Below are 24,336 nucleotides of genomic sequence, written 5' to 3'. Positions count from 1 at the left end.
CCCGTAAATCCGGCCACTTCCCGCAAGCCTTCGGGCAGCATGTGGCGTGCACGTGTCATGACTTAACGGGGAACAGCACGTCCACGAGTCCAGGGGGAACCGTCACATGAGAAGAAGCACGTCCGCTACCGCTGCCGCCGCCGTCCTGGCGGGTCTGGTCACCGCGGCGGGCCCTGCCGCGGCCGCCGAGGCGAAGTGCACGCCGAAGATACAGGTACTGGGACATCTGGCGCCCGACACCTACGTCCCGGACTCCGCACCGACGCAGGGGGTCCTGGACCTCGGTGCGGGCCGTCTCTCCGTCGGCTTCTCCGGCAACAAGCCGGTGTACTGGACCGGCACCAGGCTCCACCGGGTCCCGCTGGGCGACGCCACCCGCACGGGCGAGGTGATCGCCGTCAACCGGAGCGGGCTGATGCTGGGCCGGGTGACCGGCGAGACCGGCCACCTCTTCACCTACCGGGCCGGGGACGCGGCGGTCACCCCGCTCCCCGGAAGCGGCCGGCCGGACATCGAGGCCGATGTCAACGACGCCGGGTACGTCGTCTCCACCACCGCGCAGGGGGTCGGCACGGTCTGGAAGGACGGCCTGAAGGTGCGGGAGCTCCCGCTGCCCGCCGACAGCGGCCCCGGCACCCGCATCAAGATGATCACCGCGATCAACACCACGGGCGACGTCCTGGGGCTGGCGGAGCAGGACTACGAGGTGCCCGAGACGGGCCAGCACAAGTGGTGGAACTACCCGCTGATCTGGCCCGCGGACGGCTCGCCGGCCCGGGCCCTGGCGCCGAGCGGCGGCGGCGGGTTCGAGGACAGCTACGTGCAGGACATGGACGAGAGCGGCCGGGTGGTCGGCTACGACTGGCTCGGCCCCTGGCACGAGTACAAGCCCTTCGTCTGGACCCCGCCGCACACCGGCCCCGCCTCCTCCCCCGGGGTGCTGAACACGCACCCGTACGGGACCTTCGAGGCGATCAGCCCGACGACCGGCGTGAGCGTCGGCACGGCCAAGTTCCACCCGGAATCGCAGACCCTGCCCGACCAGGCGCAGCTGTGGCCCGGCTCCGGTCCGGTCCTCGCGCTCCCCCGGCTCGCGGCGAACGGCGCCAGCACGGCGGAGGCGGTCTCCGACGGCGACCGGGTCGGCGGATCGGCCGTGAACGCGAACGGCAAGCTCAGGCCGGTCGTCTGGACCTGCGCGAGCAAGCAGGCGTACCTGCCGCAGCCGTAGGGCCGGGCGAACGGCACGTAGGCCCGGGCACGTGGCCGTTGTCCAGGCCATGGCGATCTGAGCGTTCGCACGCTATCGATGGCCGCATGAAAAACATCGATGGCCGACCGGAAAACCCTCTGCGCGGCCTGCCCGCGCCCCCGCCGCTCGGTTCGGCCGCCCTGCCGCCCGGCACGTTCACCGGCCGGGCGGTGCTCGTGACCGGCGGCGGGACCGGGCTGGGCAAGGCCATCGCCACCGAGTTCGCACGGCTCGGCGCGGATCTGGTGATCGCCGGCCGCCGGATCGAGCAGCTGAAGTCCGCCCAGGAAGAGCTGGCGGCCGTCCCCGGAGCGGGCCGGGTGACGGCCGCCGTCTGCGACATCCGCGATCCCGAGCGGGTCGCCGAGGTCTTCGACGCGGCCGGGGCGGCCTTCGGCGGGGTCCCGGACGTGCTCGTCAACAACGCCGCCGCCAACTTCCCCTGTCCGGCCGAGGACTTGTCCCCCAACGCCTGGCGGGCAGTGGTCGACATCACCCTGACCGGCACCTGGTTCGTGACGCGGGAGTTCGGCCGCCGCCACCTCGCCGCGGGCAGCGCCGGGTCCATCGTGAACATCGGCGCCTCCTACGCCTGGACCGGCGGGCCCGGCTACGCGCACAGCGCCGCCGCCAAGGCGGGGGTGAAGAACCTCGTCGAGACCCTCGCCGTCGAGTGGGGCCCGTACGGCATCCAGATCAACGGCCTGGTCCCGGGGTTGTTCCCGCACTCGGACATGACGGAGGACATCCGGGGCGGCCTGGAGCGGGCAGCCCCGGACGACAAGGACACCAGACAGCCCGCCCTGCGGGTCGGCGCACCGCGCGAACTGGGCTGGGCCGCCACCTTCCTGGCCTCGCCCTACGCCCGCTTCATCACCGGCCACACTCTGGTGGTGGACGGGGCGAACTGGCAGCGACGCTCGCTCGTCAACCCCGAAGTGATACCGGTACGCGACCAGTTGGGGCGGGGGCCGTTCGTCCCGTGACGTGGCGTGGTGGCAGGGCGTGGAGGTACGCGCTCCTTCCGGCCCGTTACGTCATTTCGGCACGACACGCCATGGTGCGATCGTGTGGCACATTGACCCCGTCTACAGCCCCCATCCACCCCTTGGAGGTGTTGCGGTGAGCACGGCGAGCACGGGCCGCCCGTCATTGACGGCACGGCGCAGGGAGGCCACGTGGTACGAGATCGCGGAGGCGGCTGCCGACCTGTTCTCCGAGCGGGGGTTCGAGGCCACCACGGTCGAGGACGTCGCGCGGGCGGCCGGCATCTCGCTGCGCACCTTCTACCGGTACTGCCCGACGAAGGAGGACGCGCTGACCCCGGTCCTGACCGCCGGCGTCTCCACCCTGGTCGAGGAACTCGCCCTGCGCCCCGCGTCGGAGCCCCTCACCGAAGCGGTCCAGGCCGCCTTCACCACCGCCACTGCGGGCACGCGCTACGAGGGCCCCGGCCAGACGGCCCGCCTGATCCAGGTGATGGGCGGCGTCCCGGAGATCCGCATGCGCTGGCTCGCGGCCGCCCGCGCGATGCAGGACCGTCTGGTGCCGGTCCTCGCGGCCCGCACGGGGCGCCCGGAATCCGCCCTGGAGACCCGTGTTCTGGCAGCCGTCCTCATCGACGCGGTCACCGTCGCCCTCGAGCACTGGGCTTCCGAAGGCGGTCACGAACCCCTCCCGGCGGTCTCGGCGCGCGCGCTGGCCCTCCTGCGCCTGGAGGAGTAGCGGGCCCCGGTGGCCGGCGGTGCACGGGGTGCACGGGCGGTGCCCCCCGTTGTCAGTGGTCCGGGGCACCATGGACCGCATGTCCCACGCTGATCTGACCCTTGACCGGTGGCGCTCGCTCGCCCTGCCGGACGTCCACCGGTTCGCCCGGGAAGCCGCCGACCTGGTGGGCGCCCGGGTGAGCCTGATCGATGCCGTCCCGCACCTCGGCAGCCCGCTGCACCGCGTGTTCGTCGAGCGGGACGGGCGGGAGTTCGCCCTGATACCCGGGGGAAGCGTCCGGCTCGGGTTCGATCTGGACGCCTGGGAGCCGACGCCGGAGCAGACCGCCGACTTCGAGCGGAGCCTGGCCGAGGAGTACGGCTACGGCCCCGATCTCAAGGCCCACCTCGCCGAGTTGCTGAGCCCGCCCCGGACCGTCACCCTGGCGACGGTGTTCATGGCCGTGGAGAACGAGCCGCTCGACGAACCCCCCGCCGACATGCCCGCGGTGCTCGCGGGGCGCGGACTGCGGATGCCCGGCGCCGACGAGTGGGAACACGCCTGCGGGGCCGGGGCGCGCACCCTCTTCCGGTGGGGCGACACCTGCCCGATCGGCGAACCCTCCTACGGCAGCGGCACGTTCGCACCACGGTGCGAGCCCAACGCCTTCGGCCTGCGCATCGCCCACGACTCCTACGCCGCCGAACTGAGCGGCGACCGGGGCGCCGTCCACGGCGGAGACGGCGGCGAGTCCGTGTGCGGCGGGTACGGGGACCTGTGGGCCTGGCTGACGCTGGCCACGGCGAACCGCAACCCGGCGATGGCCGAGTTCGTGTACGGACCGGAGGGCGAGTCCGCCTGGGAGGCCTTCTCCGTCCGGCCGGTGCTCAGCCTCCGGTGAAGTGCGGGGGCCGGCGCTGCGCCTTGGCGGTGTAGCCCTCGCGGGAGTCCTCCGAGGTGAGGGTGAGGGCCGCCGTCATCGCCACGCGGTCGAGGGCCGCGGGGAGGGCGGCGTCCGCGTAGGAGTCGATCGCGCGCTTGATGCCCTGGACGGCGAGCGGGGCGTTGGCCGCGATCTCCGCCGCGAGCTTGCGGGCGACCGCCTCCAACTCCTCCGCGGGGACCACCTGCTGGACGAGGTTCAGGCGCTCCGCCGTCCGGGCGTCGATGCGGCGGCCGGTCAGGGCAAGGAACTTGGCCCAGCCGGCGCCCGCCTCGCGAGCGATGCGCAGGTCGCCGCCCGCGTCCACCGCCACCCCCAACTGGGCCTCGGGCAGGGCGAAGACGGCATCCTGCGCGGCGACTCGGACGTCCGCCATCAGGGCCAGTTCGAAGCCGAAGCCCAGACAGTACCCCTGCACGGCCGCCACGACCGGCTGCGGAAGCCGGGCCAGGACCGCGAAGCGTTCGTGGACCCAGCGGATGCCCTCGTAGTAGTTGCGGTTGCGCTCGGCCGCCGAGCCGCCGGTGATCGCGCCGCCCGGGGCCGTCACGTCGATGCCCGCGCAGAACGCCCGGCCCTCGGCCCGCAGCAGGACCACCCGTACGGCGGGGTCGAAGCGGATCCGGTCCGCGAGCAGGCCCAGCTGGCGCGTGGATTCCCAGCTCCAGCCGTTGAGCTTCTCCGGCCGGCAGAGGGTGAGTTCCGCGATCCCGTCCGCGACGTCCAGACGGATCCGTTCCTCACCCTCCGCGATCTCCGTGCTGATGGTGTCGATCACGCGGACACCCTAGGTCGCTCCGCTCAGCGCGGGAAGACCTCGAACGGCACTGCCGGACGGCCACCGAACCGGGCCGCCGCCTGCTGGGCGTTGCCCGTCAGGAACGTGCGTACGTACGCCTCCGGGTCCTCGTCCGTCAGCGCGGCGATGTACGCCTTGTGCTCCATCAGGGACTTCACCGAACGCTCCAGGCCGGGGCCCGCATCGGCCGCGTGCGTGGGCGTGGTGGTACCGGACACCGCCACCCAGCGCACCCCGTTCCACGGCTCCAGGCCCTGTTCCGTGAGGAGTTCGGGGAAGATCCAGCGGTTGCCGGCGTCGCCGGCCGCATCCAGGGTGGCCCGGCCGACCGCCTTGTGGTCCGGGGTGTTCCAGTAGCCGCCGCCCTCGGCCCCGCCCCAGGTGTCGCGGTGGTTCATCGTGATCACCAGCTCGGGGCGGTGGCGCCGGATGGCCGCCGCGATGTCCCGGCGCAGGTCCAGGCCGTACTCGAGGACCCCGTCGCGGTGGTCGAGGAACTCCACCGTGGGCACGCCGACGACGGCCGCGCTCGCACGCTGCTCCGCCTCGCGCAGCGGGGCGCACGCGGCGGGGTCGATGGTGTCGATGCCGGCCTCGCCGCGCGTGGCGAGCAGGTAGACGACCTCGCGGCCGCCGTCCGTCCAGTCCGCGATGGCCGCCGCGCAGCCGTACTCCAGGTCATCCGGGTGCGCCACGACGGCCAGCGCACGCTGCCAGTCGGTGGGCATGGGCTCCAAGGGGGCGGGCCCGTCCAGTCGTTCGTTCATACGTCGCACAATAGGCCAATGGACACACAAGGGCAGGTGGTGGCCCTTCTCGACGCCACCGGGTCGTTCTTCGAGCCCGCGGTCACGGCCTTCCCGGGGGCGGGCGCCGCCGCCTGGGAGCGGGCCGCGCTGCTGGATCCGGGCGCGGCCGGGCCGGACGGCTCCTGGCGGCTGGACTTCCGCTGCTTCGCCGTGTCCCGGCCGGGCGGCCGCTGGGTGCTGATCGACGCGGGGGTCGGCCCGGCGCAGGGCCCGGCGTCCGGCTGGGCCCCGGTACCGGGCCGGCTGCCCGCCGCGCTCGGGGAGGCCGGGATCGCCCCGGCCGACGTGGAGGCGGTGGTCCTGACCCACCTGCACGAGGACCACACCGGCTGGACGCAGGACGCCGCCGGCCGGCCGTTCTTCCCCGACGCGCGGTACCTCGTACAGAGCGCGGAAGTGGCGGCCCTGGACCGGGCGGATCCCGTGTGGGACTGGACGGTGGCCCCGCTGCGGGCAAGCGGACAGCTCCAGGAGGTGGCCGGCGAGCACCGGCTCGCTCCCGGCATCACCCTGCTGCCGACGCCCGGGCACACGCCCGGCCACCAGTCGGTGCTGGTGGAAGGGTCCGCCGGGCCCGGCGGGGGTCCGGGCCGGGGCCGGGACGTCCTGGTCACCGGTGACGTACTGGTCCACGCGGTGCAGCTGGCCGATCCGGCGGTCCCGTACTCCCACGAACGCGACCGGGCCACCGCCCGCTCCTCGCGCGAGGAGCTCCTGGCCCTGGCGGTCCGCCGCCGCGCCCTGCTGGCCACCGCGCACCTGACCCGGGCCTTCGTGGAGCCGCCCGAACCGGGCCCTTGAGCACCCGGGGCACCTGCCCGCAGCCGACATGCGACCGCTTGGGCGGCGCCCTAGCATGAAGGATGGCGTTCCGAAGGAGGAATCCATGGAAGCCACGGTCCCGCTGTCAGACAAGCACCCCACGGGTGGCGCGAAGCAACGGCTCGTCCGGTTCGCTCGGCTCGCACCCGCGGCCGTACTGGCCTCCGCTGCCATGTTGCTGACGAACGGCTCCCTGCCCGCCGCGGCCCAGGTCCGCGTCCCCGCGGATGTCACGGCCCCGACCGTGACGACCCTTCCGGGGCGGGCCGATGACGAGCGGCTCGCACTCGACACCCTCGACGAGGTCGTGCGGGGCGACTTCGCCGCCGTCTCGGCCCGCTTCGACGAGACCCTCCGCCACCAAGCGTCTCCCGAGGCGCTCGCACAGGCCTGGAAGGACTACCAGGTGCAGTACGGGCCCTACCGGTCGCACGGGGACCCCCGGCAGGTCACGTCCGTCCACGGATCCGTGGTGAACGTGCCCCTGCACATGGAGAAGGGGACCGGAGAGTTCCGCGTCACCTTCAACGAAGGCGGACACCTCATCGGTCTGTACTTCCTCCGCACGGGCATCCCGGTCCCGTAACTCCCTTTACCTCACTGGGATTCAGAGAGGTCAGGCCTCGTCGCGTACGAGCGCCAGCAGCCGGTCCAGTACGCGCGGGCCTCCGGCGCGGACCCCGTCGTGCTCGAACTCGTCCGTCACCCAGGTCTTCAGGCCACGGATCGCCCGGGCGGTGGCCATGGAGTGTGCGGTGTCCACGTACATGTCGTCGTGGTAGACGGCTGCGGCCACCGGCACCTCGTTCACGGCGAGCCGCGCCCGGTCGTACAGCGGGGTCCAGCCGGTGCGGGCCAGCAGCAGCTCGGCGGTCTCGCGCAGCGGAGCGAGCGCCGGGTCGCAGTCGAAGTGCCAGGGGTGGATGGTCTCGCCGGTGAAGTACAACGGCTCCGCGCCCGCGAGCGTCTTCGCGGCGTCGAACCGCGGGTGCCCGGAGCGGACCCGCTCGGCGGCCCAGCCGATGGGCGCGCCCGGGTCCTGGGCGTAGATCGCCTCGTGGACCAGGGCGTAGAGGGGGTGCCCGGCGAAGGAGAGCTGGGCGTGCACGGCCTCCAGGAAGGCGTCCGAGAGGGCGGGTCCGTCCGGGGTGGGGACGAAGGCGTCCTCCAGCAGGTAGTGGAGCTGGTGGCTGCCGTCGGAAACACCGAGGAGCAGGCCGAGGGACTGGAAGGCCTCGGCCGTCAGCAGGTATCCGCCGGGGAGTTCGGCCGGGCGCTCGACGAGGTGGGCGGCGATGCGGCGGGCCCGCTCCACGTCCATGGGGTAGCGGGCGTAGTGCGCCCGGTTCTTGCGCTCGATGCGCGGGTACGCGGCTTCGTACACCTCGGCGACGGTGGCGTCGAGGGAGGGCAGCCCGCCGGTGATGAGGGCGGCGGCCAGCCCCTCGGGGGCGGCACCCAGGTAGTGGGTGACGCAGAAGCCGCCGAAGCTCTGGCCGAGGACCGTCCAGGGCGCGCCGCCGGTGAGGAGGGGGCGGATGGTCTCGGCGTCGCGCACGATGGAGTCGGCGCGGAAGTGGGCGAGGTACTCGGCCTGCTGCGCGGGGCCGCCGCGCAGCGGCAGGGTCTGCCGGTTGACCGGCGTGGAGCGGCCGGTTCCGCGCTGGTCGAGCAGCAGCACCCGGTACTCGTCGAGGGCCCGCTCCAGCCACGCCTGCCGGCCGACGAACCGGCGGGCACCGAAGCCGGGTCCGCCCTCCAGGTAGAGCAGCCACGGCAGGGATTCGGGGTCCTTGCCGGTGGCGACCAGTTCGCGGGCGTACAGCTCGATCCGCTCGCCGTCGGGGCGGGCGTGGTCGAGCGGGACGGTGAAGTGGTGGTCGGTGAGGACGACACCGGGCTGGCGGTAGCTGCCGGCGGCGGCGCTCTCGGAGGACGCGGGGTTCACGGGGGTCACGGGAGGTCCCTGGGGTCGGCGCGGTGCGGTGGTGTACGCGGCAGCCGTCCCGGGGCCGGTGGGTGGTGACGAACCGGAACGACAGGCCCGCCCGAGCTTACGCGAGGCCCCCGGGAGAGGTCGGGCCTGTGGATTGCTCGACGACGGATGCGACTCCGTCCAGCATCCGCGCGAGCCCGAACTCGAACAGAGTGTCGAGATCGAGGTCGAACTGCTCCTCCCCGAAGAGCGTGGACAGGACCGGAAAGGATCCGGCGGTCTGGATCGTTTCCATCCGCGGCTCGTTCGAGGCCATCCACTCCTCGGGGGTCATTCCGGTGTCCTGCCGAGCTTGCGACTCCAGCTCGACGGCCGCCGCGACCCCCTGGGCGTATCCGAGGAGAGCGAGGTGGACGTGGATGATCTGGGTTGGTGTCAGCCCCACGCCGTTCAGGGCGCTGAGTACCCGTTCGGTGTACCGCATCGCGTGGGGCGAGGCCATCGGTCGGGTGAGGGCGGCCATGGCCCGTGCGAGCCAGGGATGGCGCTGGTACAGGACCCACAACCACCGTACTTCCCGTTCCAGTTGCGCCCGCCAGCCGTGCGGCCGCGACCCCGGCGGTTCTCCGGCGAAGACCGTCTCCGACATCAGCCGTACGAGCTCGCCCTTGCTGGGGACGTGACGGTAGAGCGCCATCGTGGAGACTCCGAAGTCGGTTGCGACGCGGCGCATGGAGAGTGCGCCGAGCCCTTCGGTGTCGACGAGGGCGATCGCGGCGCGGACGATGCGATCCCGTGTGAGTCCGTGAGGCGCAGTCGAGGACCGTTCTCGTCCCGACTCGGCGACGACGGTGCCGACCCCGGGTACGGGACGCACCAACCCCTCCTGGTTCAGGGTGGCGAGCGCTTTCGTCGCGGTTGCCATGGCAACGCCCCACTCCTGGGTGATGCGCCGGGTGGAAGGGATGCGCGCACCGGGCGCAAGCTCGCCCGAGGTGATCCGCCGACGAATCTCGCCTGCGATGCGGAGGTAGGGCGGTTCCATGGCCATGACCGCACTGTACTAGTGCGCTTGGACGGCCTTCTGGCTGCTGACGGCCACGGAATGACGGAGTGCACTAGGCAGGTGTTTGCGGCGTACGCCGTGGTCGCCGTTCCCTCCTGTTCATGGAGAACACACCCGGCCCCCGCGCGGGGCGCAAGGAATGGACTGCCCTCGGCGTCCTGATGCTGCCCCTGCTCCTCGTCTCGATGGACGTCTCGGTCCTGTATTTCGCGATCCCCTACATCAGCCGGGATCTGGAGCCGAGCGCGACGCAGCAGTTGTGGATCCTCGACATGTACGGCTTCGTCCTCGCAGGGCTCCTCATCACGATGGGTGCGCTCGGCGACCGGATCGGCCGACGCACGCTGGTGCTCGCGGGAGCGGTGCTCTTCGGAGCGGCCTCGGTCGCCGCCGCGTACGCGCACACGGCCGGACTGCTCATCGCCGTGCGCGCGCTGCTGGGGCTGGGCGGCGCCGCCCTGATGCCCTCGACCCTCGCCCTGATCCGCAACCTCTTCCACGATGAGGAACAGCGCGGCAAGGCGGTGACCCTGTGGACCGCCGTCATGACGACGGGCATTTCGCTGGGGCCCGTGGTCAGCGGTCTGTTGCTGGAGCACTTCTGGTGGGGCTCGGTCTTCCTGATCAACCTGCCCGCGATGGTGCTCCTGATCGTGCTGGTGCCGTTCCTGGTACCGGAGTTCAAGTCGGCGACGCGCGAGCGCTTCGACCTGCCGAGCGCGGCGCTGTCACTCGGCGCCGTGCTCCTGGTCATCCACGGCATCAAGGAATGGGCCCGGCACGGGTACGAGCCGCTTCCCGCCCTCTCCATCGGCATGGGGATCGTGCTCGGTTCCGTCTTCGTACGCCGTCAGAAGCACCTGGCGCATCCGGTGATCGACCTCGACCTGCTCGGCCGGCGGACCTTCGGCGGTCCGGTGTTCGCCAACCTCCTCGCGATGTTCGCCACGGTCGGGATGGCCGTCTTCCTCACCCAGTACCTACAGTCCGTCCTCGGTCTGAGCCCGTTCAACGCCGCACTGTGGAGCATGGTGCCGGCCGCGGGAGTGGCCGTCGCGGCGCCGGCGGGAGCTGTGCTCGCACAGCGCCTGGACCGTGCGTACGTCATGGGCGGCGGCTTCCTCCTCTCCGGTTGCGGCTTTCTCTGGCTGACCCAGGTGCGCGCCGACTCCGCGCTCTGGTTCACCCTCGCCGGTGTCTCCCTCTACGCAGGAGGCCTGGTCTCCGCCATGACCCTCGCCAACGAACTCGCCCTCGGAGCGGCCCCGCCGGAGCGCGCGGGATCGGCAGCGGCCGTTCTGGAGTCCGGCCAGGAGCTCGGCGGAGCGTTGGGCATGGCCGTCCTCGGATCCATCGGGGCAGCGGTCTACAGCCGGGACATGGCGGACGCGCTGCCCTCCGGGGTGCCGCAGGCCGAAGCCGTGCGCGAAACGCTCGGCGGCGCGACGGCCGCCGCGGCCCAGCTGCCCGAAGGGGTCGCGGATGCCGTACTGACGGCCGCGCGTGACGCCTTCACGCACGGGATGAGCCTCGCAGCCGTCGGCGCCGCCGTCGTCATGGCCGGTGCCGGCCTCTTCTCGTTCACCTGGCTGAGGGGTGCGGGCACGACGAAGCGCCCAACGGGGGCATCAGCCGACCCGCGGCCCGCGACCCTCGCGCCGTGACGGCCGGGGCCGGCTGCCCGCAGAGCTGCCGGCGTCACCGGGAACGGCGTCACCCGGAGTGGCGCCACCAGTAGCGGCCGACGACGAGTTCCTCGAGTGCGTGGAGCCTGTCCGCAGCCATCCGGGCATGGGTGGCGGGGCGTTCGAGTGCGATGCGGAGGTCGGAGGCGAGGTAGGTCGCTTCGCGGACCTCGCAGCCTGCTCGGAGGGTTTCCGGGGCGGTCTGCGTCGCACGGGCGATGACGTCGAGGACGGTCTCCGTGTGCGGGCCGCTGAACCGGGCCAGGAAGAACCAGTCGTCGAGCGGTTCTCCGAAGCGGGCCCATTCGAAGTCCAGCAGGGCCGCCGCCGTGATCGCGCGGGCGTCGTCGTGGGCTCGCCCCAGGTCGGTCACCGGTCGGTGCGTGTTCAGAACTCGACCACCGAGCGGAGCACCTCACCCCGTTCCATGCGTGCGAAGGCCGCCTCGACCCCGTCCAGGGCGATCCGCTCCGAGACGAACGCGTCGAGGTCGAGCCGTCCTTGCAGGTAGAGGTCGATGAGCAGCGGGAAGTCCCGCTCGGGCAGGCAGTCCCCGTACCAGGAGGACTTCAGGGCGCCGCCGCGTCCGAAGACGTCCAGCAGTGGGAGTTCGAGCTGCATCTCCGGCGTCGGGACGCCGACCAGCACCACCGTGCCGGCCAGGTCGCGCGCGTAGAACGCCTGCTTGTACGTCTCGGGACGGCCGACGGCCTCGATGACCACGTCCGCCCCGTTGCCGCCGGTCAGCTCCTGGATGGCCTTGACCACGTCCTGCGTACCGCCGTTGACGGTGTGCGTGGCGCCGAGTCCCCGCGCCCACTCCAGCTTCCGGTCGTCCAGGTCCACGGCGATGATGCGGGAGGCTCCGGCCAGCCTGGCCCCGGCGACGGCGGCGTTGCCCACTCCCCCGCAGCCGATGACGGCCACGGAGTCGCCGCGCCCGACGTTGCCGGTGTTCAGGGCGGCGCCCAGGCCGGCCATCACCCCGCAGCCGAGCAGCCCGGCGGCGGCCGGCGAAGCGGCCGGGTCCACCTTGGTGCACTGACCGGCGGCGACCAGGGTCTTCTCGGCGAAGGCCCCGATGCCGAGGGCCGGGGAGAGCGGGGTGCCGTCCTCCAGGGTCATGGGCTGGGTCGCGTTGTGCGTGGCGAAGCAGTACCAGGGGCGGCCGCGCTTGCAGGCCCGGCAGCTCCCGCACACCGCGCGCCAGTTCAGGACGACGAAGTCGCCGGGGGCCACGGAGGTGACGTCCGGGCCGACCGATTCGACGACCCCGGCCGCCTCGTGGCCGAGCAGGAAGGGGAACTCGTCGTTGATCCCGCCCTCCCGGTAGTGCAGGTCGGTGTGGCAGACCCCGCAGGCCTGGACCCGTACGAGCGCCTCGCCGGGGCCCGGGTCGGGCACGAGGATCGTCGTGGTCTCCACCGGCGCGCCCTTGCTCCGGGCGATGACCCCTCGTACGCGATGCGTCACGTGCTACCCCGATCTCGTTCACGGTCTCGTCGACTGCACCGGAGGCCCCCGAAGGTTCCGCCGGTCCCCGGCCAACGTACACGCGCTGTCCCGTGTGCGGGAGTTGCCCCGCGCCCGGGCGGGTGCCGCTCGGGACGGCGCGGGGCTGGCGTCGGCCGGGCCGGCCTGGTCCGAAGGACAGGCCCTAGCCGCCCTCCCCGGACAGTTCGGACGGCAGCGCCGCCCGCAGGGCCGCGCCGAAGGCGGCCACGGCGGGGTGGGCTGCGGCGCCGCTGCGGAAGGCCACGTTGGTGCGGCGCTCCATGACGAGGCGGGTGAGCGCGACGGCCGGATCGGCGTGTCCGGTGATCCCCAGCTGCGGCACCACTGCCACCCCCTGGCCGGCCGCGACCAGGGCGAGCACGGTGGCGAACTCGTCCACCTGGTGGCGGATCCTCGGCATGAACCCGGCGTCCTCGCAGGCGCGCACGGTCATGGCGTGGCAGAGCGTGCCGGGCGTGGCGGTGATCCAGGGCTCGTCGGCGTGCGTACGGAGCAACGCGCGCTGCCCGGCTCCGCCCACCCCGGCGCACGTCCACTGCGCCGGGGTCGCCAGGTACATCGCCTCGCGGTAGAGCGGTTCCGTGGCGAGTCCCGGTTCCTCCGGCGCGGGGACGAAGTCGTACGCGTGGATCAGGGCCACGTCCAGGTCCCCGGCCCGCAGCGCGTGGGCGACCGCCGCCGGGTCGGTTTCGGACACCATCGGCTCAAGCCCCGGGTGCCGGCGGGCCAGCTCCGCCAGGGCCGCCGGGACGATGGCCCGGGTCGCGGTCGGGAAGGAGCCGATCCGCAGTGCTCCGGCCAGTCCGCCGCGCGCCTCCGCGAGCTCGGCGTCGGCACGCTCCAGCAGCTCCAGCACCGCGTCGGCGTGCCGGACCAGGTTCTGGCCGGCGGGCGTGAGCCGGACCCGGCGCCCGGTGCGCTCCAGCAGCGGCAGACCGGCCTCGCGTTCCAGGACCGAGAGCTGCTGGGACACCGCCGAAGGGCTGAAGGAGAGCGCCTCGGCCACCGCGGCGATGGTCCCGCGGTGGGCGAGTTCGCGCAGGAGGCGCAGGCGTCGTACATCGAGCATCGGATCAGCTTACGGTTCAGGTAAGAAAGGCGAACTGGATTCGATGCTCGGAGCGGGTCAGGCTCGACCCATGACCCAGACGCTCAGGACCTCGCCCACACCCGCCGCCGCCCCCGCCGCCCCCGGCCCGTACGCCCCGCGCGGGATCCACGTGCCGCTGATCACCCCGTTCACCGCGGACGGCGAGGTCGCCGCGGACGCCCTGGAGGCGCTCGCCCACGAGGTGCTCGACGCGGGAGCCACCGGGATCGTGGCGCTGGGCACCACCGGCGAGTCGGCCGCCCTAGACGAGGCCGAGCGCGACCTGGTCACCGGTGTCTGTGCCCGGGTCTGCGGGGAGCGCGGGGCGGCACTGACCGTGGGCGCCGGGGCGAGCGGCACCCGCGCCGCCGAGGAGTCGCTCGGCCGGCTGAAGCGGTGGCCCGAGGCGCGGGCCGCGCTGGTGACCGTGCCCGCGTTCGTACGGCCCGCGGCCGCCGGGGTGCTGGCGCACTTCGAGCGGCTGGCTCGGGTCAGCCCCGTACCGCTGATCGTCTACCACGTCCCGTACCGCACCGGGCAGCCGCTGGACGCGACGCTGCTGCGGACGATCGGTGCGCTGCCCGGGGTGGCCGGAGTGAAGTACGCCGTCGGCTCGCTCGACGGGGAAGCGGTGGCACTGCTCGGCGATCTGCCGGACGGTTTCGCGGTGTTGGCCGGTGACGACGCTTTCCTGTCGCCCCTGCTCGCGCTCGGCGCGGCGGGCGGGGTCCTCGCGTCGGCCCATCTCGCGACGGACCGGTTCACCGAGCTCGCGGCCGCCTGGCGGGCGGGCGAAGCGGACCGGGCCCGCCCCCTGGGCCATGCGCTGGCCCGGCTGTCCGCGACCCTCTTCGCCGAGCCCAACCCGGCGGTGATCAAGGGGGTGTTGTACGCGCAGGGCCGCATCCCGACCCCCTACGTACGCCTCCCCCTGCTGCCGGCGAGCGCGGAATCGGTCACGGCGGCGCTGCGGGAACTGGCGCAGCTTCCCTGACCTCGCTCCTGCCCGGGTACCACAACCTTCTGCAGTCCGTGGCGAGTTGGCAATGCTCCGGCGGTCCGTCCGCAACCGGACCCAGAATGTTCGCCATGAGCAGCGAGGTACCCCCCGGGCGCGAGCACCTCTACATCAACGTCGAGCCCGCGGAACATCCGGTGGCGGCCGCGCAGGAGGCCGACGCCTCCGACGCCGCGCAGCGGTACACGCGCTACATCGTCCGGGGCCCGCTCTTCGGGATCGCCTCCCAGGAGGCGGGCGGCGGGCACCGGTGGCAGGTGCCGGCCCCGGTCACGTGCGGGTTCCCGCAGGACGCCCGGGACCGGCTGAACTCCGCCCTGTGGTTCCGGGCCAAGGACGACACGGACGACCGGGAGGTCCGCCGGGAGCTCCTGGCCGCCGTCGCGCGGCTGGAGACGGAGGCGGTCGACGAGGTCACCGCGGCCGGTACGCGTTACCGCGTGGTGCGGTGCGAGGAGATCATCTACACCGACGGGGACGGCCCGGAGCCGCCCCGGCCGACCGATCCCGAGCCGGCCGTGCGCGACTGGGAGCTGGGGGCCCGGGAACCGGAGGTCGACGCGGGCTTCGTGATCGACCACATCGCGGCGGCGAGCGTCATGGAGGCCTCCGAGCGGCTCGCACTGATGGGCCTGTACTACCGCAGCCCCCGCTACCCGGCCGAGGTGCGGGCGGATTCGCGGCGCGCGCTGTGCACGCACGCCGGGACCGTGCTGCTGCCGACCGGCTACCGGGTGCTGGAGCGCACCGCGGCGGGCTGGGAGCCCGCGTCCGCGGTGCTGCCGAGCCCGCACGCGGCCCGCAGGGCGCTGGTGCACATCCTGACCTGGCTCTGGCCGGCGACGTCCGCGTTGCAGGGGGCCGAGCTGCCGGAGTCCCGGCGGGCGGGGTACGAGCGGGTGGCGGCGGAGTTCCGGGCCGCCGGGGACGCGAACGCGGCGCGGCTCGACGACGGCCGGGAGCTGCGAGTCGTCCGGATGCGCCGGCTGGTGCGGATCGGGCCGGACGGGCCGGAGGGCCCGCGACCGTCGGACGAGGAGGAGAACGGGGAGGGGCCGACCAGGATCCACCCGGCGATGGACGAGGACGGCACGATCACGTACGAGGGCTGATTGACCCGGGATGGGCGATTCGCCACCAACGGGCGGGTCGCCCGAATCGGCCCCAGCGACGGGTGACTTGCCCGGATTGGGCCGCCGCCCGCCGGCCCGTGATGTGGGTCACGCCGGCGACTTCAACATCATTTCCCCGCGAGGGACGATTCCCTTTTCCCGGTTGGATATTCACGAATTCCCGGATCTCTTTTCAAGGTCATCCACCGGGCCGAATGAGGGAAGTTGATCTCCCGGTCGAATTCGTGTCTTGTTCCGGCCCGCCGGACTCGCCTACGGTCGCCTCATTCCAGGTGGTCAGCTGCCGAATCCGGCCTCCGCCAGGGCTCTTCCGTCCCCCACGTGAGGAATTCCGCCATGCCCGCACAGGGAAAGCATCGCCGGCCGAAGCAGCACAACGCACTCACCCGCAAGCTGGCCCTCGCCGGTACCGGCAGTGCGGCGCTGGCCCTCCCGCTGATCAGCGCGACCACGGCCGGGGCGGCCGAGGTGGCCGTCGCCCCGACGACGTATTCCGTGGTCAGCGGTGACACCCTGAGCAAGATCGCGGCCGAGCACTCCATCGGCGGCGGCTGGCAGAAGCTGTACGAGGCCAACAAGGGCATCGTCGGCGCCGACCCCTCGGCCATCCGCCCCGGCCTGAAGCTGAACCTCACCGCGGTCGCCCCCGCCGTCGCGCCGGCCGCGGCCAAGGCCGCCACCGGCTACGCGAACAACCTCGACGGCTGGATCCGGGAGTCGCTCGACGTCATGGCGCAGCACGGAATTCCCGGAAGCTACGAAGGAATTCACCGCAACGTCATGCGCGAATCCTCGGGGAATCCGCTGGCCATCAACAACTGGGACTCCAACGCGGCGGCCGGCATCCCCTCCAAGGGGCTCCTCCAGGTCATCGACCCGACCTTCAAGGCCTATCACGTACCCGGCACCCCGATGGACTCCTACGACCCCGTCGCCAACATCACGGCCGCCTGCAATTACGCGGCGGCCCGCTACGGTTCGATCGACAACGTCAACGGCGCCTACTGAACGAGCTTGCGGCGCTCAACTCGGCTTTGACCGCCTCACTCCAGCCCGTACCGCCGCGCCGACTCCTCCTCCTGCGCCAGCCGGTGCATGGCCTTCAGCACCGGCTGGACGAGGACGACCGCGGCCACCGCCGTCTCGACCTTCTCCGCCTCGGAGGGGTACGTCTCCATGAAATCGAAGTCGTGCACGGCCGCCTGGTGCATCAACTCGGCGTACGGGGCCATCAGTTCGGCATCCCACGGATAGCCGAGCCGGATGAGGGTGGACACCGCCGACACGAGCGAGCGGTGCACCGGGGACAGGTCCCCCACCTCCCGGGCCGCCGACCAGCCCAACATCTCCAGTAGCCGGTCCACCTCGCGCCGAGCGGTGAGCACCGCCGGTTCCTCCTCGTCCGGCTCGGGCCCCTGCGGCAGCGCCCACAGGGCAGCGCCTATCCGCATCGTCCGCCCCAGGGACTCGTCGTCCACGTGCGCGAGCACTTCCCGGGCCGTGGCCACCGGAATCCCGCCGACCTGGATCAGCGCGCGGACCAGCCTCAGCCGCCGCAGATGCTCCTCGTCGTACTCGGCGGTCGTCGCGCTGACCCGCCGTCCCGGCGCCAACAGCCCTTCGCGCAGGTAGTACTTGATGGTCGCCGTGGAGACGCCACTGCGTTCGCTCAACGCCGCCAGTCGCATCTCTTGAGCCTTTCCTTGGAGAGTGCCGCTATCCCATCATGCACGGGCGGCACGGCCCGGGAGTCAGCCGGCGGTACGCGGCCTGCGTGCCCTGGCGCGCACCAAGGTGCGCAGCGGAGCCGTGAACCCGTAGCCGACGTCCTTGCGCAGAGCCCCTGCACCGGCCCGCTCCACCGCCGTGAGCTGGTGTTCCATGAGCTCCGTCATCGTCGCGGCGACCGCCCGCAGCCCGGGTGCGGTGAGGTCGAGGATGCCGTCCGCGGCAGCGAGCGCGGTACGGGCCCGTCCGCACTCGGCGGCCAGCAGTTCCCGTACGGCCGGGGTGTCGCGGGCCTGTTCCAGGTCGGCGCGGGTCACCGAGTGCTCGGCGAGGCGGGCCCGCGGGATGCAGAGCCGGCCGGCCGCGAGGTCTCCTGCGAGGTCGGCGAGGAAGTCGACGCGTTGGGCGGCGTCCACGAACCGCCGCCAGCCCGCGGCCTGTTCGGCGTCGGGCCCGCCCTGGTACTGCAGGCCGGTGAAGACCAGCACCCCGGGCCAGGCGTAGGCGTCGAGGTAGGCCTGGAACTCCTCCTCGGCGGCGAACCCGTCGAAGACCGCCTCCTCGGCGGCCGCCCCGTCGAGGAACCGGAACACCCAATCGGCGGGCAGACCACGTGAGTCGACGGCGTGGGCGTAGGCGCGCAGCAGCGGGTCGGGGCTGTCCCCCGTCTCCAGGGCGCGGCGCACCTCGGTGCCCAGTTCCTCGAGCCCGCTGGCCCGCTGGTCGGCGGATCCGGTTTCGGCGACGTCGTCGACCCGGTTCATGAAGGCGAGGCCGGCCGCCAGCCAGGGCACGAGCGGGGGTGCGGCCAGCAGCCGCAGGGCGAGGTACGGCGCGGGTTCCCGGCGCAGGACCCGGCGGGCCGCGTACGTGTAGTCGGCCCGGAGCCGGGGGCCGGTAATCCCGGCGGTCGTGAGCGTGCTGCGCCAGCTTGGCATGGTGGTGGTTCTCCGCTTCCCCGGTCGTCAGCTCCGGTAGACCTTCTTGATCTTAAAGTCGGTGCCGGCGAGGACGTAGCCGCCCTGTCCGTACTCGTCGCTCAGGTAGGGGCGGACCGCGGGGGCGTTCATCCAGGGCGAGACGTTGAGGTAGCGGGAGCTCGGGTTGTCGACACCGAGTTCCTTCGTCGACTCGGCGAGCAGGGCGGGCAGGGCGTCCCAGTCGAGCGCCGCCATGTCCATGAGCGGCTCGCCGGGCTTCACCGTGCCGGACGGGCCGGTGCGTTTGGCGACGCCGCCGCGGTACTGCCAGGAGTCGACGGTCTTGGCTCCGGGTGCGGTGGGGATGTCGGCGAGCACGTACTCGTCGTAGACCCTCATGTCGACGAAGGTGGTGGTGCCCGTCTGCTGCTTCAGCGCCTCGACGGCGGTACGGATGTTGGCCGGGTCGATCAGGCTGCCCTTGGGCTGGGTGACCGGCTTCGGCGTGCTCGCCTTCGGGGTGGGGGTGGGCGTCAGGGCCACCGCGGTGCCCTGGGCCGGGGAGGCCGGGCCGGAGGCGGTCGGAGTGTCCGTGCTCTTCGTGTCGCCGCTCTTGCCCGCGGACCCACCGGCGTTCCCGTCGGGCAGCCAGTTGACGAGGCCGACGACGCCCGCGGCCAGCACCACCGCGAGGAGTCCGGCGAGCAGGGCCGGGCGACGGCGCCGGCGCGGGGAGGGCGGCGCGGGGACGTTCACGGGGACGGTGAACGCGTACGGGTTGCCCGCGCCGGGAACGAACGGCGTCGGCGGTGTCTGAGACGGGGCGGGCGTCGCCGCCGGTATCGGTACGGCTCCCATGGCGAGGCCGGGGGCCGGGGTCACCGGCCCGAAGCTCCCGAAGCTCCCGAAGGGGATCGTCGGTACCACCGGGGAGGCACCACCGAGAGCACTGCTCGCACCGCGGAGCAGCGCTTCCAGTTCCTCGGCGTCGGGCCGCACGGAGAGGTCCCGTACCAGCAGCCGTTCCAGTACGGGTCCCAGCGGGCCGGACCGGACCGGCGCGGGGATCGGCTCGTCGAGCACCGCGACCACGGTGGCCAGGCTGGTGGCCCGGCGCAGCGGGTGCACCCCCTCCGCGGCCACGTACAGCAGCATCCCGAGCGACCACAGGTCGGAGGCGGCCAGTCCCTCCTCACCGCGCGCCCGCTCGGGCGCGATGTACTCCGGCGAGCCGATCAGGGCTCCGGTCGAGGTCAGCCCGGTCGCCCCGTGCAGGGCGGCGATCCCGAAGTCGGTGAGCACAGCGGAGCCGCTGGGGCGCAGGAGCACGTTGGCCGGTTTCACGTCGCGGTGCAGCACCCCCTCCGCGTGCGCGGCCCGCAGCGCGGAGAGCAGGTCGAGCCCGAGGCGCAGCACGTCCGCCACCGGCATCGGCCCGGCCTCCAGCCGGTCGGCCAGGGAGCCGCCCCTGACGAGCTCCATCACGATCCACGGATGGCCGTCGGAGCCGGGGTCGGGCTCCACGATGTGGTGGATCGTGACCACGTTCGGGTGGGCGAGCCGGGCGAGGGCACGGGCCTCGCGGACGGCCCGTTCTCGCAGTTGGACGACGAGCCCGGGCTGCGCGGCGGCGGTCGCCGGGTCCGGCGGCTGCACCTCCTTGAGGGCGACCTCCCGGTCGAGCGCGATGTCGCGGGCGAGCCACACCGTCCCCATACCGCCACTGCCCAGGGGGCGGGCGAGTTCGAATCGCCCGTCGATCAACCGTCTGCCGGCCTCACTGCTGTCCATGGCCGGTCATCGTAGGCGCCGCCACCGACGCCTGTGCACCCGTACCGGGACGTGGACATCACGGACCCGGGCCCGCGCCCCGGGCACAGCGCCGGGGCCCGCGCGTGGGCGGCACGCAGCGTGGGTAGTGTGCCTGCCCGATGTCCCCGAGGGGCCGAGGCCCGGACGGAGGTGGAACGGTGTCCGTGTGGCTCCCGCCCGCCGAGTACGTCAACACCATCCCCCGGGCAACCGCTTACGCCTGCCTCTACTTCACCGACACCGGCGGCCGCCCAGTGCAGCTGCGTGCGACGTACCCCACGGAGACCTGGCAGTGGCCGGGCGGGAACATGGACCACGGCGAGACGCCCTGGGAGTGCGCGCTCCGGGAGTGCCTGGAGGAGACGGGCATCGCCTTCGAGGGCGAGCGCAAGCTGTTGGGCACGCAGTTCATCGCCCACCGGGGCGAGGACTGGCCCGCGAACCACATCGGCTTCGTCTTCGACGGCGGCACCCTCACCGACGACCAGATCGCCGCCATCGTCCTCGACCCCGAGGAGCACAACGAGGTACGGGTCCACTCGGTGCGGGAATGGGAGGTACTCATGACCCCCTCGAACTTCGCCCGCCTGCGGGAGATCGACGCGGCCCGCCGTAGCGGCACGGTGGCCTACATGGAGGTCTGACCCGGCCCGCCGGTCAGTTGCGGGAGTTGCCGAAGAGCAGGCGGTAGGCGATGAGGAGGACCAGGGAGCCCGCGATGGCGGAGCCCCAGGTCGCGAGGTCGAAGAAGTCGTTCTGGATCGACCGGTTCAGGAACTTGGCCGAGAGCCAGCCGCCGGTGAAGGCGCCCGCGATGCCGATGAGGGTGGTCCCGATCAGGCCGCCCGGATCACGGCCGGGCAGCAGGACCTTGGCGATCCCGCCCGCCAGCAGTCCGAGGATGATCCAGCCGATGATGCCCATGCCCGTTCACTCCGCTTCGATGTGCGCGCCTCGTCGTGCGCGCGACGTCCGTTCAGGTCTCACGAGGAGAGACGCGTGAACAGGCGAAACGGTTCTCAGCCGGGCCGCCGGGCCCCGGCGGCGGGCCGGAGGACGGCCACCGCGGCCAGGCCCAGCACGGCCGCTCCCGTCGCTCCCGCCGCCAGGAATCCGCCGCGGGAGCGCCAGGACAGCACCGACAGCGTCGACTGGGCGGAGGCGAACGAGCCCGCGCTCAGCACGGATCCCACCGAGGCGGCCGACAGCGCCGAGCCGATCGAGCCGACCGACAGCACGCTGCCGACCGATCCGATGGAGAGGATCGAGCCCACCGAACCGATGGAGAGGATCGAGCCCTTGGAGCGGAGCGAGAGGAACGAACCGTCGTCGGGAGCCATGCGGCTCATGCTGCCACACCGGCCATCGGCGCGGCCTGAGGCGCAGCCTGAGCCGCAACCTGGGGCGCGGCGGCCGCCGTCTGCTGCGGGGTCCGGGTGAGCAACAGCACGCCCCGGGCCGCCGCGAGTGCCCCTGCCAGGGCCAACAGGACTCCGAGGGCTCCGCCTTGGATGCGTTCGCCGAGCAGGATCATGCCGATCGCGGCCGCGGCCAGCGGGTTGGTCAGGTTGACCACCGCGAGCGGGGCGCCGAGGCCGCCCCGGTAGGCGCGCTGGGACAGGAGCATCCCGCCGACCGCGAAGACCACCACGAGCAGCGCCACCGAGACGACCCGGACGCTGAGCAGGGACCCGCCCCGGCCGCCCGCCACGGCGACGGTCTGGGTCAGGGCGGAGGCGGCCGCCGAGGCCAGCCCGGACGCCGTCGCGTGGCGCAGCCCCGAGCGGGTGTCGCTCCGTGCGGTCAGCAGCATGATCACCGCGGCCGTGGCTCCGGAGACGGCGAGCGCCTCGGCCAGGGTCAGGGTCTCGTCGGGGGACGGGCCGGAGGCGGGCAGCAGGAGCAGGCCGAGGCCGACGACGGTGGCCAAGGTGCCGCGCCACTCGCTGGCCACGACCCGCCGCCCGGCGCCGCGGGCGCCCAGCGGGACGGCGGCGACGAGGGTGAGCGCGCCGAGCGGCTGGACCAGGGTGAGCGGCCCGTACCGCAGGGCGGCGGCGTGCAGGAGCGCGGCGGCGGCGTTCAGGCCCGCCGACCACCACCAGGCGCCGTTGCCGAGCAGCGCCGCGGTGCTGCGGGCGACCGCGCGGCGGGCGAGGCGTTCCTGGGCGACGGCGGCGGCCGCGTAGGTGACGGCCGCGGCGAGGCAGAGCAGGACGGCGAGGACCGTGGCGTTCACCGGACCGCTCCTACGGGCTCCACTGGCTCTACGGGCCTGGGGGCGCCCGGACCCGCACCCGTCGGCACGGGCACCGCCGCGGAACGCGGGCCCGGCACGCTCCGCCGGGCGACGAGCGACCGACCGACCGGGCGCGGGACCAGCAGCAGGGCGGCTCCGAGGAGCAGCGTGGCGACGATGGCGTCGAGCCAGTAGTGGTTGGCCGTACCGACGACCACGAGCAGGGTCACCAGCGGGTGCAGCAGCCACAGGGCGCGCCACCGCGAGGAGGTGGCGGCGATCATGCCGAGGGCCAGCATCAGCGCCCATCCGAAGTGCAGCGAGGGCATCGCGGCGAACTGGTTGGCCATGGTGTCGGCGGCGGGCGCGGCCCCGTAGACCGTCGGGCCGTAGACCTGGCCGGTGTCGACCAGGTGGGCGGCGCCCAGCATCCGCGGGGGTGCCAGGGGGAAGGCCAGGTGGATGACGAGGGCCGCGCCGGTCAGGACGGCCAGCACCCGGCGGGTCCAGAGGTAGTGCGCGGGGCGGCGTACGTAGAGCCAGACGAGGAAGAGCACCGTGGCGGGGAAGTGCACGGCCGCGTAGTAGGTGTTCGCGGTGTGCACGAGGGCGTCGCTGTGCAGGAGCAGGCGCTGGACCATGCCTTCGCCGGGCAGGTGCAGGGTGCGCTCGGCGTCCCAGACCCGGGTGGCGTTGCGGAAGGCCTCCTCCGTGCGGCCGGTGGCGAGCGTACGGCCGAACTTGTAGACGGCGAAGAGGCCCACGACGAGCAGGAGCTCGCGTATGAGGCGGCGGCGGGTGCCCGGCCCCGCGCCGGCCCCGGCGGGTGTGGTGTGGGAGGTCATCCCCCGGTCTCGCTTCCTGTACACAGCTACACGACTCACAATCGACACACCAGTGTATCGATACATTCTCGTATCGATACGAGTGTGTACCGATACGCTCGCGTTCCCGTAGACTTTCACTAGAGGCCGCTGCGGCGCGACCGAAATATCTCGGCCGCGAGCAGCAGCAGAATGTGGCCACGCAGCATCGAGGAGAGCCGCCCCATGACGTCGCCGACGCCGGAAGCCGCCCCGGCCCCCGCGCGCCGCTCCAAGATCACGCCGGAGCGCGAGCAGCAGCTCTATGACGCCGTCCTGGACCAGCTCCGCGAGGACGGCTACGAGGCGCTGACCATGGAGAAGATCGCCGCCCGGGCCACCTGCGGAAAGTCCACGCTCTACCGGCAGTGGAAGACCAAACCGCAGCTCGTCGCCGCCGCCCTGCGCGCGGATCGGCGCGGGACCCTCGCCGCGGTGGACACCGGAACCCTGTCGGGCGACCTGCGCGAGGCGGCCCGGATCGCCGCCTGCACTTCGGGGCGCGACACCCGGCTGATGCAGGCCCTCGGGCACGCCGTGCTGAGCGACGAGGAGCTGAAGGCGGCCCTGCGCGAGGCCCTGGTGGAGCCGGAGCTGGCGGCGTTCGACTCGATCGTGGCGCGGGCCGTGGCCCGGGGCGAGCTCGCCCCCGGACACCCTGCCGTGGAGTTCCTGCCGGCGCAGCTCATGGGCGTACTGCGCATTCGGCCCGTGCTGGAGGGACGCTACGCCGACGCCGAGTACCTCGTGCGGTTCGTCGACGCCTGCCTGCTGCCGGTGCTGGGCGCGGCCCCGCCGGAAGCGGACCGGGCCCCCTGAACCAAGCCCCCTGAACCAGCGGGCCGCCGTCCCCGATGACCGGACGGTGACCCGCTCGCGCTGCCTCGTGGGGACGGTGGCAGCGCAGCCCCCGGACCGGGGGGGGGGGCCCCCCGCGCGGGGTGTCCGGCGGCCCGGGCCGGGGGCGGTGCGGGGGGGCGGGCGGGGGGGCGGGGCCGG

General features: G+C 73.0%; 26 protein-coding genes. 12 read left to right on the top strand and 14 right to left on the bottom strand.

Annotated elements, in window-relative coordinates; genetic code table 11:
* Positions 1 to 106: 106 nt before the first annotated feature.
* From ACFVX6_RS05040 to ACFVX6_RS05025, 4 genes are all read left to right on the top strand, one after another.
* Positions 107 to 1,231: a hypothetical protein gene (locus ACFVX6_RS05040; protein ID WP_389688062.1), complete on the top strand. Its 1,125-nt coding sequence runs from the start codon at positions 107 to 109 to the stop codon at positions 1,229 to 1,231.
* Positions 1,232 to 1,317: 86 nt separating this feature from the next.
* Positions 1,318 to 2,238, top strand: a complete 921-nt coding sequence (locus ACFVX6_RS05035; RefSeq protein ID WP_389688060.1) for an SDR family oxidoreductase — start codon at positions 1,318 to 1,320, stop codon at positions 2,236 to 2,238.
* 136 nt (positions 2,239 to 2,374) lie between these two features.
* Positions 2,375 to 2,977: a TetR family transcriptional regulator gene (locus tag ACFVX6_RS05030; RefSeq protein ID WP_389688058.1), complete on the top strand. Its 603-nt coding sequence runs from the start codon at positions 2,375 to 2,377 to the stop codon at positions 2,975 to 2,977.
* 79 nt (positions 2,978 to 3,056) lie between these two features.
* On the top strand, positions 3,057 to 3,860 hold the full coding sequence (locus ACFVX6_RS05025) for a hypothetical protein (protein ID WP_389688056.1): 804 nt from the start codon (positions 3,057 to 3,059) through the stop codon (positions 3,858 to 3,860).
* Here the strand turns inward: ACFVX6_RS05025 and ACFVX6_RS05020 are convergent.
* Both ACFVX6_RS05020 and ACFVX6_RS05015 read right to left on the bottom strand, forming a co-directional pair.
* On the bottom strand, positions 3,847 to 4,680 hold the full coding sequence (locus tag ACFVX6_RS05020; protein WP_389688054.1) for an enoyl-CoA hydratase/isomerase family protein: 834 nt from the start codon (positions 4,678 to 4,680) through the stop codon (positions 3,847 to 3,849). The two genes, ACFVX6_RS05025 and ACFVX6_RS05020, sit on opposite strands and share 14 nt — an antisense overlap.
* 23 nt (positions 4,681 to 4,703) lie before the next feature.
* A complete protein-coding gene (locus tag ACFVX6_RS05015; protein WP_389688052.1) occupies positions 4,704 to 5,468 on the bottom strand; it encodes a PIG-L deacetylase family protein in 765 nt (254 codons plus the stop codon).
* 18 nt (positions 5,469 to 5,486) lie between these two features.
* On the opposite strand from ACFVX6_RS05015, the gene ACFVX6_RS05010 reads away from it, so the two are divergent.
* Both ACFVX6_RS05010 and ACFVX6_RS05005 read left to right on the top strand, forming a co-directional pair.
* Positions 5,487 to 6,311, top strand: coding sequence for an MBL fold metallo-hydrolase (locus tag ACFVX6_RS05010; RefSeq protein WP_389688050.1), 825 nt, complete (start codon positions 5,487 to 5,489; stop codon positions 6,309 to 6,311).
* An 85-nt stretch (positions 6,312 to 6,396) separates the two neighbouring features.
* Positions 6,397 to 6,918: a DUF3887 domain-containing protein gene (locus tag ACFVX6_RS05005; RefSeq protein ID WP_389688048.1), complete on the top strand. Its 522-nt coding sequence runs from the start codon at positions 6,397 to 6,399 to the stop codon at positions 6,916 to 6,918.
* Between the two features lie 30 nt (positions 6,919 to 6,948).
* Here the strand turns inward: ACFVX6_RS05005 and ACFVX6_RS05000 are convergent, their stop codons facing one another.
* Entirely contained in the window at positions 6,949 to 8,289 is a 1,341-nt protein-coding gene (locus ACFVX6_RS05000; RefSeq protein WP_389688046.1) for an alpha/beta fold hydrolase, read from the bottom strand.
* 97 nt (positions 8,290 to 8,386) lie between these two features.
* A complete protein-coding gene (locus ACFVX6_RS04995; RefSeq protein ID WP_389688044.1) occupies positions 8,387 to 9,319 on the bottom strand; it encodes a TetR/AcrR family transcriptional regulator C-terminal domain-containing protein in 933 nt (310 codons plus the stop codon).
* Between the two features lie 116 nt (positions 9,320 to 9,435).
* On the opposite strand from ACFVX6_RS04995, the gene ACFVX6_RS04990 reads away from it, so the two are divergent.
* Positions 9,436 to 10,998 (top strand): MFS transporter, encoded by a 1,563-nt coding sequence (locus ACFVX6_RS04990; protein WP_389688042.1) that lies wholly within the window; start codon positions 9,436 to 9,438, stop codon positions 10,996 to 10,998.
* A 49-nt stretch (positions 10,999 to 11,047) separates the two neighbouring features.
* Here ACFVX6_RS04990 and ACFVX6_RS04985 read toward each other — a convergent pair whose 3' ends face one another.
* The 3 genes from ACFVX6_RS04985 to ACFVX6_RS04975 form a co-directional block, all read right to left on the bottom strand.
* Entirely contained in the window at positions 11,048 to 11,392 is a 345-nt protein-coding gene (locus ACFVX6_RS04985; RefSeq protein WP_389688040.1) for a hypothetical protein, read from the bottom strand.
* 14 nt (positions 11,393 to 11,406) lie between these two features.
* Positions 11,407 to 12,492, bottom strand: a complete 1,086-nt coding sequence (locus tag ACFVX6_RS04980; RefSeq protein WP_389688038.1) for an S-(hydroxymethyl)mycothiol dehydrogenase — start codon at positions 12,490 to 12,492, stop codon at positions 11,407 to 11,409.
* Positions 12,493 to 12,676: 184 nt separating this feature from the next.
* A complete protein-coding gene (locus tag ACFVX6_RS04975) occupies positions 12,677 to 13,603 on the bottom strand; it encodes a LysR substrate-binding domain-containing protein (RefSeq protein WP_389688037.1) in 927 nt (308 codons plus the stop codon).
* 70 nt (positions 13,604 to 13,673) lie between these two features.
* Between ACFVX6_RS04975 and ACFVX6_RS04970 the strand changes: the two genes are divergently transcribed.
* The 3 genes from ACFVX6_RS04970 to ACFVX6_RS04960 all read left to right on the top strand — a co-directional run bounded on the left by ACFVX6_RS04970 (position 13,674) and on the right by ACFVX6_RS04960 (position 16,783).
* Positions 13,674 to 14,618, top strand: a complete 945-nt coding sequence (locus tag ACFVX6_RS04970) for a dihydrodipicolinate synthase family protein (protein ID WP_389688035.1) — start codon at positions 13,674 to 13,676, stop codon at positions 14,616 to 14,618.
* A 95-nt stretch (positions 14,619 to 14,713) separates the two neighbouring features.
* Positions 14,714 to 15,754 (top strand): DUF5954 family protein, encoded by a 1,041-nt coding sequence (locus tag ACFVX6_RS04965; RefSeq protein ID WP_389688033.1) that lies wholly within the window; start codon positions 14,714 to 14,716, stop codon positions 15,752 to 15,754.
* Between the two features lie 357 nt (positions 15,755 to 16,111).
* Positions 16,112 to 16,783, top strand: coding sequence for a LysM peptidoglycan-binding domain-containing protein (locus tag ACFVX6_RS04960; protein WP_389688031.1), 672 nt, complete (start codon positions 16,112 to 16,114; stop codon positions 16,781 to 16,783).
* Between the two features lie 35 nt (positions 16,784 to 16,818).
* On the opposite strand, the gene ACFVX6_RS04955 is transcribed toward ACFVX6_RS04960, so the two are convergent.
* The 3 genes from ACFVX6_RS04955 to ACFVX6_RS04945 form a co-directional block, all read right to left on the bottom strand.
* Positions 16,819 to 17,463: a MerR family transcriptional regulator gene (locus tag ACFVX6_RS04955; protein WP_389688029.1), complete on the bottom strand. Its 645-nt coding sequence runs from the start codon at positions 17,461 to 17,463 to the stop codon at positions 16,819 to 16,821.
* Between the two features lie 63 nt (positions 17,464 to 17,526).
* The gene (locus ACFVX6_RS04950) at positions 17,527 to 18,441 is read right to left on the bottom strand and encodes a phytoene/squalene synthase family protein (RefSeq protein ID WP_389688027.1); all 915 of its coding nucleotides are present in this window, start codon (positions 18,439 to 18,441) and stop codon (positions 17,527 to 17,529) included.
* Between the two features lie 27 nt (positions 18,442 to 18,468).
* Positions 18,469 to 20,214: a protein kinase gene (locus ACFVX6_RS04945; protein WP_389688025.1), complete on the bottom strand. Its 1,746-nt coding sequence runs from the start codon at positions 20,212 to 20,214 to the stop codon at positions 18,469 to 18,471.
* Between the two features lie 179 nt (positions 20,215 to 20,393).
* Between ACFVX6_RS04945 and ACFVX6_RS04940 the strand changes: the two genes are divergently transcribed.
* The gene (locus tag ACFVX6_RS04940) at positions 20,394 to 20,879 is read left to right on the top strand and encodes an NUDIX domain-containing protein (RefSeq protein ID WP_389688023.1); all 486 of its coding nucleotides are present in this window, start codon (positions 20,394 to 20,396) and stop codon (positions 20,877 to 20,879) included.
* 13 nt (positions 20,880 to 20,892) lie between these two features.
* Here ACFVX6_RS04940 and ACFVX6_RS04935 read toward each other — a convergent pair whose 3' ends face one another.
* The 4 genes from ACFVX6_RS04935 to ACFVX6_RS04920 all read right to left on the bottom strand — a co-directional run bounded on the left by ACFVX6_RS04935 (position 20,893) and on the right by ACFVX6_RS04920 (position 23,319).
* Entirely contained in the window at positions 20,893 to 21,159 is a 267-nt protein-coding gene (locus ACFVX6_RS04935) for a GlsB/YeaQ/YmgE family stress response membrane protein (protein WP_266884034.1), read from the bottom strand.
* Between the two features lie 95 nt (positions 21,160 to 21,254).
* A complete protein-coding gene (locus ACFVX6_RS04930; RefSeq protein WP_389688021.1) occupies positions 21,255 to 21,575 on the bottom strand; it encodes a hypothetical protein in 321 nt (106 codons plus the stop codon).
* Between the two features lie 5 nt (positions 21,576 to 21,580).
* Positions 21,581 to 22,474, bottom strand: a complete 894-nt coding sequence (locus tag ACFVX6_RS04925; RefSeq protein ID WP_389688019.1) for a hypothetical protein — start codon at positions 22,472 to 22,474, stop codon at positions 21,581 to 21,583.
* Complete coding sequence (locus ACFVX6_RS04920) at positions 22,471 to 23,319, bottom strand: phosphatase PAP2 family protein (RefSeq protein WP_389688017.1); 849 nt, start codon at positions 23,317 to 23,319, stop codon at positions 22,471 to 22,473. Before ACFVX6_RS04920 ends, ACFVX6_RS04925 begins: the two co-directional genes overlap by 4 nt.
* A gap of 204 nt (positions 23,320 to 23,523) precedes the next feature.
* On the opposite strand from ACFVX6_RS04920, the gene ACFVX6_RS04915 reads away from it, so the two are divergent.
* A complete protein-coding gene (locus tag ACFVX6_RS04915) occupies positions 23,524 to 24,156 on the top strand; it encodes a TetR/AcrR family transcriptional regulator (protein WP_389688015.1) in 633 nt (210 codons plus the stop codon).
* Positions 24,157 to 24,336 lie beyond the last annotated feature (180 nt).

The sequence above is a fragment of the Streptomyces sp. NPDC058289 genome (assembly GCF_042880975.1).
GTDB lineage: Bacteria > Actinomycetota > Actinomycetes > Streptomycetales > Streptomycetaceae > Streptomyces > Streptomyces stoeckheimensis.
Note: the sequence above shows the minus strand (reverse complement) of the source record. Positions and strands in the feature narration are given on the sequence as shown.